7 protein-coding genes are annotated in these 16214 nt (G+C 42.9%); all 7 read right to left on the bottom strand.

What is annotated here, in order from left to right; genetic code table 11:
* On the bottom strand, nt 1-2922 hold a 2922-nt coding region (locus D9K81_RS12865), incomplete at its 3' end, for an AAA domain-containing protein (RefSeq protein ID WP_147433937.1).
* 63 nt (nt 2923-2985) lie between these two features.
* Complete coding sequence (gene brxL / locus D9K81_RS12860; RefSeq protein WP_121523430.1) at nt 2986-5025, bottom strand: protease Lon-related BREX system protein BrxL; 2040 nt, start codon at nt 5023-5025, stop codon at nt 2986-2988.
* A gap of 29 nt (nt 5026-5054) precedes the next feature.
* Nucleotides 5055-7679 carry a BREX-1 system phosphatase PglZ type A gene (pglZ, locus tag D9K81_RS12855; RefSeq protein WP_121523428.1) on the bottom strand — a complete coding sequence of 875 codons (2625 nt, stop codon included), beginning with the start codon at nt 7677-7679 and terminating at the stop codon, nt 5055-5057.
* 43 nt (nt 7680-7722) lie between these two features.
* Complete coding sequence (gene pglX / locus D9K81_RS12850; RefSeq protein ID WP_121523426.1) at nt 7723-11238, bottom strand: BREX-1 system adenine-specific DNA-methyltransferase PglX; 3516 nt, start codon at nt 11236-11238, stop codon at nt 7723-7725.
* A 46-nt stretch (nt 11239-11284) separates the two neighbouring features.
* On the bottom strand, nt 11285-14965 hold the full coding sequence (gene brxC / locus D9K81_RS12845) for a BREX system P-loop protein BrxC (protein ID WP_121523424.1): 3681 nt from the start codon (nt 14963-14965) through the stop codon (nt 11285-11287).
* Between the two features lie 41 nt (nt 14966-15006).
* Nucleotides 15007-15582, bottom strand: a complete 576-nt coding sequence (locus D9K81_RS12840) for a DUF1788 domain-containing protein (protein WP_004281985.1) — start codon at nt 15580-15582, stop codon at nt 15007-15009.
* Between the two features lie 16 nt (nt 15583-15598).
* Nucleotides 15599-16210: a DUF1819 family protein gene (locus D9K81_RS12835; RefSeq protein WP_121523422.1), complete on the bottom strand. Its 612-nt coding sequence runs from the start codon at nt 16208-16210 to the stop codon at nt 15599-15601.
* Nucleotides 16211-16214 lie beyond the last annotated feature (4 nt).

Raw genomic sequence — 16214 nt, 5'->3', positions numbered from 1 at the left:
TTTTTTTAATAAATCAGCATACTCGCCAAGTTCACTTTCATGTAATGAATCGGAATCAATCTGAGATACAATTTTTTTTAACTGATTTGATATTTTATTACCAAACTCTGATAAATAAAGGATTTGATCAGCCAGTTGTTGTTGATAGACTTCTAAATTAAATATTTTTAACTTCTGCCCTAACAATTGAATCAACTCATCAATATTTTTAGGTAATCCGTAGAAATCAAAAGATTTAGCTCTCTTAAAAACTTTTAAATAATTCGCATTAAATTGATCCAAATATTTATTTTTTAAATCTAGGCATTTTTGGGTTCTACTGATGAGCTGCGTGAACTCTTTTAATATTTCATCGATATTACGATTATTTAACTCAATTAAAGGAATGTCTAATTGTGCGGCAATACTATTCCATTTGCTCATAAAGATATTAAGAGTCTGCTTTCTATCAAGATATTCTTTAAGTCTTTTCCATTCATCTGATGTATCAGGATATTTTCCAGAAACTTTAATCGACTTAAAAAGGTCTTGTAATTCAGCAGTACCAAAATGATACCAATTAAATGGCTTACCTGTATCAACAGCACGTTGAACAGCTTGATATTCTTTTGAGTTTGGTTGTATCTCAAAATTCAGCTCTATGGGATCAATTAGTAGCGTTTTCCTGTATTCCAATAAAGGCTGAACTTCTTGAATAAGGTTACTATAGATATCAAGTTCCATAGCCTTATCTTCTGCATTTATCTTCTTGAAATAGCTCAATAACCATGGTTCTGCATGATCAAGAACAAAGTTTAGATCTTCTAGATAAATCTTTAACCAATCTCTTAGCTCATTAATTTCTGATTCAGAAATAGTTTCCTTGAAACTATGTAGGTCATTTTGCTTTAAGAATTCCTCAATCTCATCTTTTTCTTTTAAGAACTCACTTAATTTCTTCAGGCTCGCCGAATCTAACAGCTTTTCAGGAGCTGGCAGAGGTCCATAATTTATGTATGGTAAGTTTATACCTATTTTCTTCCTTGAGTCTCTCAATTGAATCAACTCAATCTGGGAAAAAGGAAACTGGTCTTTTTCCTCCAAAGTTAATTGGTCGGTAAACCATTCGCAGGATGCTCTACTTTCTAATACCGTTTTCACGATATCCATAGGTAATTTTTTATTACCATCTACTTCAATATTTTGATAATGCTTTTCTGCAAAGTTATATATTTCTCGATCAATCAAAGCCATTTCATGATGGTTATGATCTATTTGATGTTTTAGAACTTCGATCGTTTTTCGAACTTCTGCAACATTCATTTGGGTAATTTTTTGCACAATCAAATCGATTGAAGATTCAAGCTGATTTTTACTTTCTTTGCTTGAACCAATGCGACTGACTACTAAAGGCTTTAATTCATCAGGAATCTTTTCATGTACTGTTTTAAGGACATGTGACTGCTGTGCAGTTACCAGTACTTTTTTACCATTCGCCAAATAGTGACAGATAATATTGGCAATACTATGTGTTTTGCCTGTACCTGGTGGACCTTGCACCACTACACCACTGCTGGTTAGCAGATTCTGAACAATAGTAATTTGTTCTTTGTTATAAGGCAGCGGGAAATAAAGCTCTTCAACTTTTGATCCGAATCCCTCAGTACCAGAACGCCCTCTAAAACTATAAGTCTCTTTTTGATTAATATCGCTTTTTAATTCTGTCACTAACGATAAAGGTTGTTCAGGTATAGCCACTGAAGGGTCATTAAGTTTAGTTTTTAATAACTCAATGTCATCGCTTAAAATAGAATTTCTTTTAGGACGACTAAACAATACTGATGTTAATGTCACCGCTAGATTTTTAGATGGTATAGCCCTATTTTCAGCCTCAACAATTGCTCCTTTTGAAAAAATATTCGCGACGAAGGCATTAACTAGATCAGAGTAAGTTTCCCTTTCAAATAGGCGTAATGAGCGACCATTATTTAAGTTTTCTTTTAAGGTTACTTTTACTTGTCCTGAAGTAGGCAGATCATCCTCTAATAAGATGGCATCCATTTCTATATTGGCACGTGTATCTTTGGCACCTACACGTATTAATCCATTTTTTTCTATCTCCATTTCTAACGGGATAGTAATAAGAGGATATGAGTAAGATTTTTGAGTCGTTGGAAGTACCCAGTCAACTAAGCCAAAGCCTGCAACAATTTCTTCACCATCACCTGTTCCACCTAAATTAATCGCTGTATTCCATGAGAATAACTTATCGTAAACAACAATAGATTTTTTAATCTCATCGTTATTTTGTTTCCAATCTTTCCAAATATTTTGATAACTTTCGAATTCTTTGAATAGCTTCTGAAGTATGTCAATTTTAGTAATCAAATCACATGTCACGCTACTGTAGGGCAAGCGGAATTGATGAACTTCTTTGAAAAATACAATCTTATTTAAACTAGAAAAGTTAACAGTGGGTTCTTTTTCGGCATCAAAATGAATATATGAAGAGAGTATTTCAGATGGTTTCGGCATCGATTGAAGCTGTAATCTTTCAATTTGAAACCACCAATCGTCATCATTCAGAATTTTTAAGCCACGAAGTTTTTCTAGATCATAAGAATAAAATCTATTACCACTCATTTCATATTGAATTTTTTGAGTATCCTCAGCTTGATGAGATACATAATCCAACAATTGAATCAGTTTATTTTTAACAATATCATTTAATTCAAGTTCAGAGTTCATCATTGGTCTTTCTAAATTTTTAACTGACGGGTTTATAGCTAAAGACCAGCAAAAGGCTTCATCTTGTGAAAATATATCTTGATTTTGATATAAAAAAGCATTCACTTCTTTCTTTTCAATACCAAGAGTTTTGGCAATTTCTCTAGCAGTAAGTTTGGGCTGTTTAACCAAAATAGCTGTTATTAAATCCTTCATGTGATTCATATTTCCTAATCATTTTAAAAGCTTTTCTCTTTAATTGATTTATACAGAATCAACTTAATCCACCCCTAGCCCCTTAAACACAGCATCCACCGGATCTGCATAGAAGCTGGTCTGGAACTTGGTAAACAGTTCCACAGGAATCGTAGGGATATCTGCCGCACTACTCATTGGCAAAGCAACCTTCTTGGCACCCGCATCAAAAGCAACTTGAAGACATTCGGCAATACTTTCCACCGGTGTCACTGAACCACCCAAGCTCATATCACCCAGTACCACCATCTGACTTTGTACCGATCGTCCTAACAGGCCAGAAGCAAAAGCCACTAAACTTGGCAGAGCAAGATGGCTGAGCGGGCCGGTATTCTGTAATTCCACCACATGTAAGTGGAAATCATGTTCCAGCACCTTACTGCCACCCGATATTCTGGATGCATTGGCCTTGAAGTAATCAAAAGCAATTTTGACCTGCTCCTTGGCACTGCTTGAATTCCATAAGCCTGATGTCGCCAATTTTCCTGAACCTTTGGTGACTTGAAGTTCTAAGCGGTATAAGCCTGGCATGCCTTTATTACTGAGCCCAATGGTATATAAGAAACCTGGCTTGGCTGGACCTTCGGGAATCAGTCCGCCACCACCCTGCTCTTTGACTGAGACAAAATGTTCTTCTAAGGTATCATTATCGATATAGCTGAAATGCACATCATAGAATTCCATGCCACCAATTTTCTTCAGCTGCTCTTTGACACGACGGCGTACCTGTAGCGCATATTCCAGACACTGGCGTACATCTTCTTTCTCAAACTGACCGTGTGGGTAGAGTAGCTTCATCAATCCAGAAACAGTCTTGCGAACGGCGATCACATCACGCTGATTCAGGTTATTCCCTAGCTTGAAGTACTTCTCAATGGCATCCGCAAAACTACGCTTACGCATTTCTCTGAAGAATTCAGCCAGATAATCAACGATTAGACCATAACGGTTGGTGAAGAACTCCGGACGCATTTTTGGAATTTCCCAACCCGGGATATAGGCATGAAAGCGATCAAAGAATGCTGAATCGATCATGGCTTCAGGGAACGGCGCCAAGAGATGGCTGGTTTTAACCAGAGATTCCACGCTTTGGTTGATATTACCCACAAAAACCATCGAAGCTGAGGCTTCCATCTGTTCACGGCCACGGGCAAAAGATCCCGATGCCATGTAGTCTTTCATGATCTGTACGCCATCTTTGTCCTTAAAGGAAATACCGGCAACTTCATCAAAGGCCACCACATCCCACAACCCCACCAGACCAATACGGCGGCTACTCATGTTATAGAACAGGTTGGCGACAGTCGTTTGTCCACCAGAGACTAAAATACTATTCGGTGAACACTCTTTGTAAATATGGCTTTTCCCGGTACCGCGTGGTCCCAGTTCACAAACGTTATAGTTATTTTCAACGAACGGAACCATACGCGCTAATAGGTGCCATTGCACGTCCTCTTTTAACGAAGCCGGTTCCATGCCGATCGAACGGATTAAACTCTCGCGCCACTGATCAGTGCTTAACGCTGCTCGTCCATTGAATAGCTCCTCCATATTCATATTGGGCATCTGAATCGGCTTGAGTAAGCTCACGCCAAATGGAGAACTGGTCTGCCCTTCATCAAAGTAGTAGCTGAGTGTGGCGATGACCCAGATACCACCGACCAGCAGCTTTTCATACTCTTTGACGATGCCTGCCGAGATTTCAGCATCTTTAATGCCCAGATTACTAAATGATGCTTCGTATTTGTCTTTACGCTCATTCAGCTTTACGGTCACCCGATCAATGACCTTATAACTGCCCCGTTCACGAACCAGGGATTTCACCTTCTCAGCTTCATCAGGTCGTACATAGTTCTCTGCCAGCACAGTCTTTACGTTACGTAGTCCCCGTTCAATGATCTCTGGATCATCCGAGGCACAGTACATTCCCAGCAGGTATTCAAGTACATAGACCGGGACATTGGCCCCTTCTTTGATCAGTTTAGTCAGATCCTTACGTACCACCCGCCCAGCAAAGTGTTCATTCAGCAGCTGATCCAGTTCTTTATCGTTAGCAGATTCCATGTAGGCTACGCTCTATCGTTAATTCGTTATCAGAAGAAGTCATCGGTAAATGCCAGATCAATGGTGACCTTATAGCGCTGCATCTCGATATTCAGATCTTTGTCCTTCAGTACCAAGAAGTAATCTTTCTTACGGTCAAAATCAGTGCCAGACAATGACAGTCTGACCTGCTTGACCCGATCGGCAACAGAGTCTGTACTGCTATCAAAGGTCAGGGTTTCTTCACTGGAAACTTTAAGATCCCCATCATAAATGGCAATGGATAAAGTCACTGGCATGACCAGCTCACTGACAGCTTCAGTTTGCATCAAATCAAACTTCTGGATGTTATTGACCATCTTCAGCGTGGATTTGGTAGAAATGACCTCAACTTTACGCTTGGTCCGCTGTCCAGCCTTTTCACCACGTAGCTGTTTTACCATCAGTACCGGTACCACAATTTCCTGAGGCATGATGCCGCCATGCACGAAACGTGAGCCTCCTACGAAATGGAAACGGTTCGCCCCTTTTGGAATCCAGAAATCAGTCGCAGATAATGTGCCTGCCGTAGCTTGGGTTGAGCCTTTCCAGGCTTCCTTGCTCTCTGGTAAACCATGCCCAATCACATAGCGTTTTTTGCTCTTCAATGTATTGGCAGGTTTTTCAGTCAAGCTTGAACGATCCGCAGATTCCAGTTTACTTTGCTGGAACAGGAAGCCATGGTCGGCTGTAATCAACAGGGTAGAAATATTGAAGTGCATTAAGATTTTGCGGCTGAGTTCGGTCAGCTCTTCAATAGCATGTTCTACCGCCATAAAGGTTTCTGATTCTGTCGAGGCACTGTCACCGCGTGCATCAATCACGTTGTGATAAACGTAAATCAGCTCATGATCTTTCAGCGCTTCACGGCCTTCATCACGCGACCAGCCTTTTACCATTTCAGCGGTTACTGCCAATCCATTATAGGCAGCCAGAATTTTGGATCGTGCTGCAGTCCCTTTGCTAGATTGTCCATCTACTAAAACATCATCCCCTGCGGCCTCTTTGTACTCCAAAGTCTGATGCGGCAACAACGAAGCCATGCCAAGTGTGGTGTAACTTGGCACAACGCCCAGCTGTGAAGACAAGGTCGCTTCAGAATAACGCTTTTCATTGATTCGATCACGCAGCTCTACTGCAGCTTCATAGCGGAAAGCATCACTGATAATTACCACAATACGGCGTTTCGTTGCAGAATTGAGTAAGGGTCTGACGTGGGTATCGTAGAAGTTCTGCTGATTTGGGATATCTGCCACTTTCCAGACATTCAAGCGTTGCTCAGCTTCAACCCGCTCTCCCCAGTTTCGTGCCAAGTGGTCAATAAACCAGTAGGAATAGCAATTTTCGACTTCTTCATCAAGTTTTTTCAGGATATCGACATGAGCGCGTTGAGAAGCAGCACTGTAGTGGCGATAGGCCATATCAAAGCGATACAACTCCTGCTCGTAGGCTTTATACAAGGCTTCACTAGAGTCGAAATAGAACCCAGAATCAAACTGCAATCGCAGACTGAACAGCTCAATCGCTGCCTGCAACGCTGTATAGACGGTACGGTATTTACGGCGGGTTGCATCGTCCTTATGTTTGGACGCCCAATAGCCATCCAGACGGGTAGAAATAATCGTTCTGAAATGTTCCAGTTCAGCTTTGGTTGCTGCAGGGATCTGGCTGGCCAGATCGACAATGATCTTTTGTTCAATCACTTCAAAGGTCATGACATCCAGCAGCTGCCCCAGATCAAAGGCCCCGACCTTCTCCTGAATCCGCAGTGCATTTGCCACGGTCTGGGAAAGCGTATCGAAGGTTGGGTAGTATTTGGAGCTGTCTCTCCAGCGCGACAAAAAGGCTCTGGCTGTTGCACGGGAGCTGACGGATGACATCACCAGTTCTTGAGCCCATAGCGGTATATCGCCCAGACTTTCACAGAAACCTGTGCTCATCAAACGGATAAAGAACGTACCGAGCTTGAATGGTACTTCCCCATTCAATTCTTCAACCGATGCTGGATAACCAATTTCCGCCTGTAATGCTGTGACTAAAGCTGGCACCAGTTGGAATTTTTCCAGTTCAGCAAAGGAATCTGGATTCACTTCCAGGCTCAGATTCTGCTGTACCATTTCATCTGCCAACGCCAGAACGATATGCATCAGCTCGGCACTATCAGCCTTGACCACAGCTGCAATCATGGCCATATCCAGATTCTGTTCATCTGCCTCAGACTGAATATAGCGTTTCAAGGTGCTCAAACGCGCTTTAGCTTTAAGGAATTCTTCACGTTTGGCCAGATGTTCTCTTAGACTCTGCTGCTGTAAACCCAGCTCATTGAAAATAATCGAGAAACGATCGGCATAGAAGCTGCGTGAATACAGCTTGATGTCCAGTAACCAGTCTTTTTCGGTCTCAGGCTCAGGGTATGGGAAATACAGCAAGTATTTGCCCTGCTGATCTTGCAGTTCCAGTTTGAGCTTGATCGCCAGACTCGATTCTTCTGCCATATTCAGAATCTGGACATCCCCCAGATTTAAAGCTTTTACTTCTTCGCTAAAGGACTGTTCCGCATCGTACCAGAAGACAATCCGGTGCTGTTCAATATAAAAGGCTTGTTCCAGGCGTTGTTGAAGTTGACTTAAGTTCATGCAACCACCTCTGCATGATCTAGTGTGGAAGAAAAGCTATTCATCACTTTTCCCCCGTCACAGCTTTCACTTCAGCCAACAAGTCCCCAAACTTGCCATAGTTCACTTTCACCCCATCATCCAGATCTAAGCTAATACGCTGATCGGCATAATGGCGCAGTTTTTCTTCAAAGCTACTCAGTTCAGCCTGTTGCTTATGCAAATCTTGCAGTTTTTTCTCTATACGTTTGATTTCAGCCGCAGAGTCACTATTTTCTTTGTCAGTTTCCAGAGAGTTAGCATAGGCTGCCATTTTGGAAATCAGTGGCATCACGTATTCAGTACGCATACGCGCCAAGGTGCTTTCGTTATAACGATGCAAATACACCAATGCTTGGAAAGCCCCCTGTTTACCACTGCTAAATAACCAATAGATTGGACGCTTTTTATAGGTCTGCATATGGTCTTTATAGAATTTGCTGGCGAGGTAACGGCGAATGGTATCTTCAGCTGTTTCATTGGCTTTCTTATCCAAGCTTTCTGCCAGCCACAGCATATTGGCATCCAGTGTGTCTTTCCCCCAAACGGCGGTTAAGAACTCTCGAATACGGTGCGTTGCATCATCTTCAAACCAGTGCATTTCAGTCAGTGGAATAATGCCGTCTGCATCGGCTGGGAATGTTTGATAACGGCTGGCATCAAAGTCTTGATTGCCTGCATGGGCATAGATCAGACCTGGTTCATCTAGACTATAACGTCCCATCATGCAGCCAAGCGCATAAGAGACTAAACGCTGGCTGTCTTTTTCACGGTCGGCACGGGTAAGCGTAATTTGCTCATCAGGTACGTCTGGTGTCAATTCATCTTGTAAACCATAAGCCTCAATAAACAGCTTGTTGTTTTCTTCTTCCAGACGTTTCATTTCGGCCACGGCGTCAGCATTTTGCTGTTGCCATGTGTTAAATGCTTGTTCTAGGTTTGGCTGTTGAATACGAATGATTGGATTTTGGGTAAAGTCCCATGAGGTTTCGTAGGAGTCCCAATCATTTTTAGCAATCTTCACACAACTATAACTAATATCAGAAATTTTTGATTTCTTATCAAATACAGGGACGGGTAAAGATCCAACATTATTTACTTGAAAATTTAGGGTCGGATTAATTGATCCTAAAAAAATTGAACTAGTTTTTGAGCATAATAAAGCTGTAAAAAAAGGTAATTCAGTATCATCTTCTGGGAATAATGAACATCCTGCCATATCAAAAATAAAACCAGCAGGTTGTTGCCTAGCTCCAAAATATGATGATGAAATAAATGACCAACTAACTGAAGGTTTAAAATAACGACTTTTTGCCCGTGGATATGCGCTTCCTGACTCTAAAATACTTTTTCCATCATTCTCCCAATTAACCACACATTCTGCATTTCCATACCATTTCCTAAAATTCCCACCTTTTGAATATGGAAACCACTTTAATCCTGATACTTTCGCATCATTTGAGTTAGTGAAGGATTTTCCGAATTTTAAAAAACTAATTTCTGACCAATCCCTCACAAAAATAGCATTTTTACCTGTTGTCATACCACATACAGCGGAGGCACTTTCATGAATTAATGGATATAATTCAAAACATTTTCGCATATTAGGACTAACCCAATAAGCTATTGGACTACCTGGAATTTTTTTGAATTCTTCTTGATTTCTATCAAAAATAATATCTACTGATTTGCCTAAAAAAACCTGATTTTTATCGGCTGCTTGAGGGGCATTATTCAGATTAATATATTTGCCTTGAATTAATGGAATATGTTTTTTTAAAATTGAAAAGCTACATGCTTGAGCCACTTTAGAGTTAATTTCAGGGAAGCTATTATATCCAATCTGAACAAGTGACATGATACTTCGGCTACATAGTATTTTTTCTCGCATCGCTTCAAATGATGATAAGAACATCCAGTTTTGCATGGTCACCATACTATTAAAGCCACTGTCCTTACACCAATCAAAACCACGCTCAATAAACATGGCAAATAAATCCGACTTACTATCAGGAAAGTGTTTTTTTGCGAATCCCTTAAGAACAGTATTCATACCATTACCCCCCATATATGGCGGGTTAGCAATCACTGCATCATATTGCTGAGCCAGTAATTTAGCTTGTTGAACTAAAGGTAACAGCTCCTGCGCTGACTGCTGCGCAAAAATATCCCCTGATTCTACTGCTGTATTGAGCTTAGTTTCTAAATCAGGTAGTTTCTTCGTAAATGCCTCAGGGATTTGAATCAAAGAACCAAAGGTTGAAGCATGTTCAAATAGATCCAGAAGTTCTTTTAAATCTGCCTGTGCAATATCAGTACTTGCCAGATCCTGACTAAATGCATCCAAACGTTCTGGCTGACTGTCTTGCAACGCGATAATATTTAACTTCGGTGGATTACTAAATAAACGGCGGTCATCCTCACGTGCTTTCATCAACAGCGCAAAACTGGCTAACTGCGCGGCACGGGTATCAATATCAATGCCGTACAGGTTGTTTTCCAGAATCAAACGTGGAATATCGCGGCTGCGGTAACCACGTTCTAAGTAAATCGCTTTTAAGCAGTCATAGGCTTCCACCAGAATATGCCCCGAACCACAGGCCGGATCGAGTACCGTAATGCTTTCAGGGTTTAAGGTATCGCCATCTTCACTGATCCGCACATCAATCAGCTGTTTTAACTGGGCATTGACTTCATCGGTCTGTTCAGCCGGTTGAATATAGTATTCCCACTCACTGGCCAGGGTACTATCAGGCTGTGCCATCATCCATAAGCGGCCGACACTGTTCTGTACCAGATATTTTACAATCCAGTTTGGGGTGAATAATTGCGTTGCGGCTGGGATATCCTCACTCTTGACGACCTTACCAATCACTTGATCTTTCTTTTCAGAAATATAGAACTGATACAGCCAGCCAATAATCTGCACATCCGACCAATCTTCTTCCGGAATGCTGCTCACCAAATCACGGATCAAGGAATCGGTTTTGGTTAAATTGTCAGGAAGTAACAGTTCTGACTCATCAGAAACCTGTTCAAACAAGAGTGGCATCACCTGATTTAACGCATGACACTGCGCCAGTAACAGTTCCCGGTACAGTTCTTCGTCTTTATTGCCATCCAACTTTAACTCAGCCACACGACTGGCATTTAAACCCGGTAGGTCAATATCCAGACATTCTTCCAGAATCTGTGGCAAGCCGGCACTGCCATCTGCACTACTCAGTACACGGCGACCATGATCCAGTAAGCCTTTGCATTCCATATAACGGATCGCACAGAGACGGTTAAACCAGCTGTAAGCGATATAATCAATCGTCTGCTCAAAACTGCTGGTTTGAATGCGTTTGATCAGCTTCTCACGAGATTTCATGACGGATAGCGGAAAAACCTGATCGCCAATCAGCAGCAAGTCCCCTTTCTGTTCTGCCGGTAAAATGCGGTCTGCGGTGATGCCGTATTTGGCGGCCTGCTTGCGCATCGCTGCGATAAAATCATTTCGTGCTTGCGGTGCGTATTTTTTAATATTACTGGTATTCATCTTTAAACCTTTGATTAATGACTGATGCCGATATCCCTAACCCGAGTTAGCGGATACGCACACGCTTTTTATCACCCACAATTTTTTTCAATTCAGCTTTGAGTGCGTCTACAAACTGATCCACTGACTCTTCTGTTTCCAGATAGACACTGGTGGAGGTTTTGCTGTAAATGCTAGCGACATCGACTTCCACCACCGGTTTCGGTGGCACTACGGCTGTCGCAGGCTTTACAGGACTCGCAGCAGGTTCTGATGTTGCTGGGCTGGAGATGGTTGCAGTGTTGGTTATACTCTCGGCTTTGCTCTGAGCCAGTTGTGCCGCTTTGGCCTGACGCTGGATTTCCGCCTGAACTTCGCTTTCCAACTCATACAAGGCTTCATCAAAACGCTCGACGCTGGTTTGGGTTTGCAGCATATAGATGGTGGAGAGGCTAGTTTCCACTTCAATATCTGTTTTCAGCAGTTGTAGTGGGCGTAATAGCTTGTTACTCAGCTCAGCGGTAGCGATGCCACTGTTTTTAATCTCGGCTTCTAACTGTTTGATCTTGTCATCAATGTGTTCTATCGCCTGATTGCGCTTCTCACTCAACAGTCGCTCATTGACGCTTTCCACAGTGCGAACCAAATCAGCGATTTTATTGAGTAAACCATATGGTGATTCAATGGTCGAAATGCGATGTAATTCAGAGAGGGCTTTTTTTGCCACCTCATCACTGCCCAGCGCCTGTTTGTTTTTCTCAAAATGACGTAAGGCCTGTTGCAGTTGTTGCCAGCTCGGCATCTGGTTACTAAAGAATTCATGAATATCACGGTAGTCTTCTTCCAGATCCAGATAGTCGTCCTTGTTCTCAACCACGGCCTTAAAGAAATCGAAGCTGTCGCTATTGGCCAGCAGACGTTCCAAAGTCAGAATCGACTTTTCAATCACTTTCTTACCCGGGAACTGCCCGACATCAGTTTTACTCTTATACGACTTAAAGTTGGCTAACCAGTTTTTAAAATGTTGGGTATAGAATTCAAACAGCTCTTTTTCTGTCGCTGGTCCCATGGCCGAGAACAGTTCTTGGGTCAGTTGGCGTGCCTGTTTCAATACCTGATCATCAGTCTGGCGTTTTTTAATGATCGACACATCACGGCGACGGCGGCTGTTTTGTAAAGGCTCAAAGGCATCTTTTAACTGTAAGCTGCCGCCATTTAACTGCAGAGAAATCCGACCCATTGCCGCCAGCTGACCTACTAGCAGTAAAATCTCGGCATCTGGCCAGCCATAAGGACGTTTGGCAAAACGATCCACCACATCCGATACCAGAATACGTTCGGTACCGGTTGCACGCAGCGAGATGTATTGTTCGACATCCTGCATGGCTTTTGGATTACTCTGCCCACCATTCAGTGACAGGCCTAACTGCGCCATATCATCCACAGTCAAGACGGCGTTCAGTTCACGCCAGGCATCCTGCTGATAGGCCTGCAAATAGCTCAGTTTGGTATAGGTGTTTTCCAGCAAATAACGACAAGCCTCATCCAGCTTGGTGGTTGGACTTGAAGATGAAAGTTGTAGATGTTGACCCAAGGCATAACTTTCCGCGTCCAGCAACATTTCTTCGACCCGGGCACGCAGGCGTTTTTTACGCTCCTGATTCTCACGACCACGGTCTGCCAGAATACGGCTGATATCGGACTGAGTGCCATCATCATTTAAACGGATGAATTTATTGGTTTTCAGCCATGTGCGCAGTTCATTAAAGAACTGTTTATCGTCTGCCAGTTTAAATAGCACCTGCCCTTCGGCCTCGGCGCTCTTACCAATGCAGAAAGCTTCTGTGTAGAGGTTGTATTCCGTATCCAGTGGAGAAATGATTTCAACTTTCAAATCGCTCTCATACTTGCCATCCAGGCTATGACCATCCAGAAAACGACCAATCTGATAGTCCATCTTGTTGGCTTGATGGCGGTATTTGTTCTGATCGCGCAGTAAATCTTTAAAGATTAGATTAGCTAACTCTTTATTTTCTTCTGAAGCCGCTAAGTCTGTGGCTTTAATTTTACGGGTGATATCGCGTTCTTCATTGGTCAGGAACAGGAACTCATCGCCATTCCTAGTAATCAGGCTCTCTTTTTCCAGACGTAGTAGGCTTTCTTCAATCCGCTTGCGTAATGCCAGCTTATCTTCATCAATTTTCTCAATCGACAAAGTCACCAGGTTATCCAGCGTACCTTTGATGATATCGACATAGCGGATCATGAACAGGGTACGCAGCATCTGCACATCAAAACCATCCAGGGTCTTATTCTGCCCTGCCTGGTCGATGGTACGCTTCACTGCTGTATCCAGAAATCCTTCCACTGAAGTATAGAAACGGTGGAAAGGAACCAGGGCACCGACTTCATCTGTAGCAATCGCATTCGCGGCCATCTGGAACGCATCCAACATGGACCGTTCACCATAGGCCAGGTGTGCACCGGTCGCACCTACCTTACGGATTTCTTCAAATACTTTTTGCACCAGCTGGAAATGGTACGGCGCAAAAGGATAGTTATGGATAAAGCTGTCTGGACCCTCATAGTTCTTGAGTGTTGGGCCTGAACGGTCAAAGGTGATCTGGTTTTTTAAGATATCGCCCTTTTGCTCAAACACCGATCTGAGCAATGCTTCAGCTTCTGGGGTTTTACGTAATAAACGTTTCTGGATGACTTCATCGGTATTGGAACTGGACAGTGATAACCGGGTTTTAAAACGTCCAGCAATCTTGGAGAAATCATTGGCTTTGGAAGAAGACATCTCACCTAAAACAGCATCGATGTCTGCCTGCGAGGTGACGATAATCCAAGCGCGGCCTTTACAGATCGTACCCAAGTTTTCAGTAATGGTTTGCAGTGTCAGCATCAAGCGGGTATCGCTGCCAATAAACTGCCCCACTTCATCGACCAAGAACAACATACGTTGCTGGGGTCCTTTGCTGTCCAGGTATTCTTTCACCCACTGACAGAAGTTTTCCACCGAAACACTAAAGGTCTGCTCAGAATCCTCAAACCATTTATGCGCTGCTTCTGCTGATAGATTCAGTGCCTGAGAAATCGCAGTTTCGACATCATCCTGATAGAACTGATAGCCGTCACGCTCCTCTAGCCAGGACATGCCGCTAGATTCCTCAAACGCCTGTTTAAAGCGCTCATACACCCCTTTCTGGCTCAGGTGACGTTCCATATGGGCAATATGTGGATGGTCAGCACTAAAACCCTGATACTCGTTAAACACACGTAAAAACACATTCAGGATCGGATTGCCATCATCATTGGAGCTGGCTTTACTGTCGATGTTAAACAAAATGACATCAGCATGATGGCTGACGGCCTTGCCAATATCCGCACGGATAAACGCATCACGGATTTTAGTTTCATCAAAGAATTCTGCGGCGCTACGCTCGTTACCTTGCGCATCGCGTGCCACTTTATTGGCCAGAATATACGACAAGGTTTTCAGGAAGTGTGATTTACCTGAACCAAAGAAGCCCGAAATCCATACGCCGACACGGTTGGCAATCGAAGGATCGCTTAGGTCTGTGCCATAAGACTGGAAAAAGTCCCGAAAATGCTTTTCCAGTTCATTGGTGACCACATACTCATCGAGTTCCTGATAAACCGTAGTATTGTCATTCTGGTCTGCTTTTACGACCCCGTTAATCGCACGATCTAATGGCTTGTAAAAAAGTTCTTTAATGTTCATCTCAATCAATTTCCCCGAATTTTTATTTCTATTTGCCGTGTTTAAGGCACTAATCTGAATGCTCTGTAGTAATTATTGCTTGGAATTTTTCCAAATAAACTCATCGCTTGACCGTCGTAATAACCTGGGTAAAACAGCACCACTGGCTTATGCCCCAGTAACGAATGCAAACTGTTCAATAAGTGATGGGCACGTAACAGTGGCCAAACCGACCCTACCCCAGTCATCAACACAATATCTTGTGCATTGGTGGCATATTTACTCACCAGATAGGGCGCGAACTTATCCATATGCAGTGGGCCTTTCAGCGCTTTGAGCAGCGCCTCATCGCCTTTGGCTTTTTGCATTTGAATGGCTTTATCGATGAAGTTACGCTCAGCCAGATAATCCACCACGGCTTGCAGCAGGTTGATATTCACCACCTTCAGCTGACTGTGTTTTTTCTCCAGCATCCCGTCTAGAAAATGCAGATATTCGCGCACTTTCAACTCATCTTCAGGTGCATAATCAAAAATCCAGAAGCCAATTTCATTGCCCAATCCTTGTCCAGTGAGAAACTCGGTGGAAAGTATTCGCTCTGGAATCTGGTTCAGACGCTCATGTATTTTTTGACTCATTGCTGCCCCTCTACAACTAACGCGTCCATACCGACACTTCCATAGATCTTTTAATGCGTTGTTTATAATGTTCTTCCAACAGGCTACGCAGCTCTGCTCTGACGATCACGCGCTGCAACTCCAGCTTACGGGTACTTTTTAAGTAACCAGCTTCTGCCAGCATGCGAAACACCACCTGCCCCATTTTTTTCTTGCTGGACTCTTTCCAATCACAGATATCCGGATCACGTTGTGAGCGTTCATCCAAAAAATCTGACCAGATATAACTGTCCAAGTATTGCGCCTGAGAGATATAGGCATCCCTCATCACCGTTTCCATAAACTCAAGCAGCAACAAGTTGCGTTCCAATGCACCACAAAAAGCCACCTGAGTCGCCAGCTCATCATCCCCATCACGCAAAGCTTTCCAGAAATCAGGCTCTAAGCGCTCCAGACGCTTACGAATAGCGGTGGCATTGCGTTGAGCTGAAGCAGGCGTTCTTTTTTGTAGAATATTGTCAATCTGAATGGCCTGATGCCATTGTTCTGGAGTCGCTTCTCGTAATAACAGATCCGCGATCAGCCGGCTTTCACGCACCATCAGGGAACCGCCAATCAGGTCACTGTCATAATGAAATTGCTCTAACATGGCC

Origin of the sequence: Acinetobacter chengduensis, assembly GCF_003664645.1 — a bacterium.
Taxonomy (GTDB): domain Bacteria; phylum Pseudomonadota; class Gammaproteobacteria; order Pseudomonadales; family Moraxellaceae; genus Acinetobacter; species Acinetobacter chengduensis.
This window is presented reverse-complemented; position numbering and strand designations above follow the sequence as displayed.

Excerpts from the sequence above, each read along its gene's own strand:
- D9K81_RS12840 (WP_004281985.1), bottom strand. The coding sequence starts at position 15,582 with ATGAGTCAAAAAATACATGAGCGTCTGAACCAGATTCCAGAGCGAATA.
- brxL (WP_121523430.1), bottom strand. The coding sequence starts at position 5,025 with ATGGAATCTGCTAACGATAAAGAACTGGATCAGCTGCTGAATGAACAC.
- pglZ (WP_121523428.1), bottom strand. The coding sequence starts at position 7,679 with ATGAACTTAAGTCAACTTCAACAACGCCTGGAACAAGCCTTTTATATT.
- brxC (WP_121523424.1), bottom strand. The coding sequence starts at position 14,965 with ATGAACATTAAAGAACTTTTTTACAAGCCATTAGATCGTGCGATTAAC.
- D9K81_RS12835 (WP_121523422.1), bottom strand. The coding sequence starts at position 16,210 with ATGTTAGAGCAATTTCATTATGACAGTGACCTGATTGGCGGTTCCCTG.
- pglX (WP_121523426.1), bottom strand. The coding sequence starts at position 11,238 with ATGAATACCAGTAATATTAAAAAATACGCACCGCAAGCACGAAATGAT.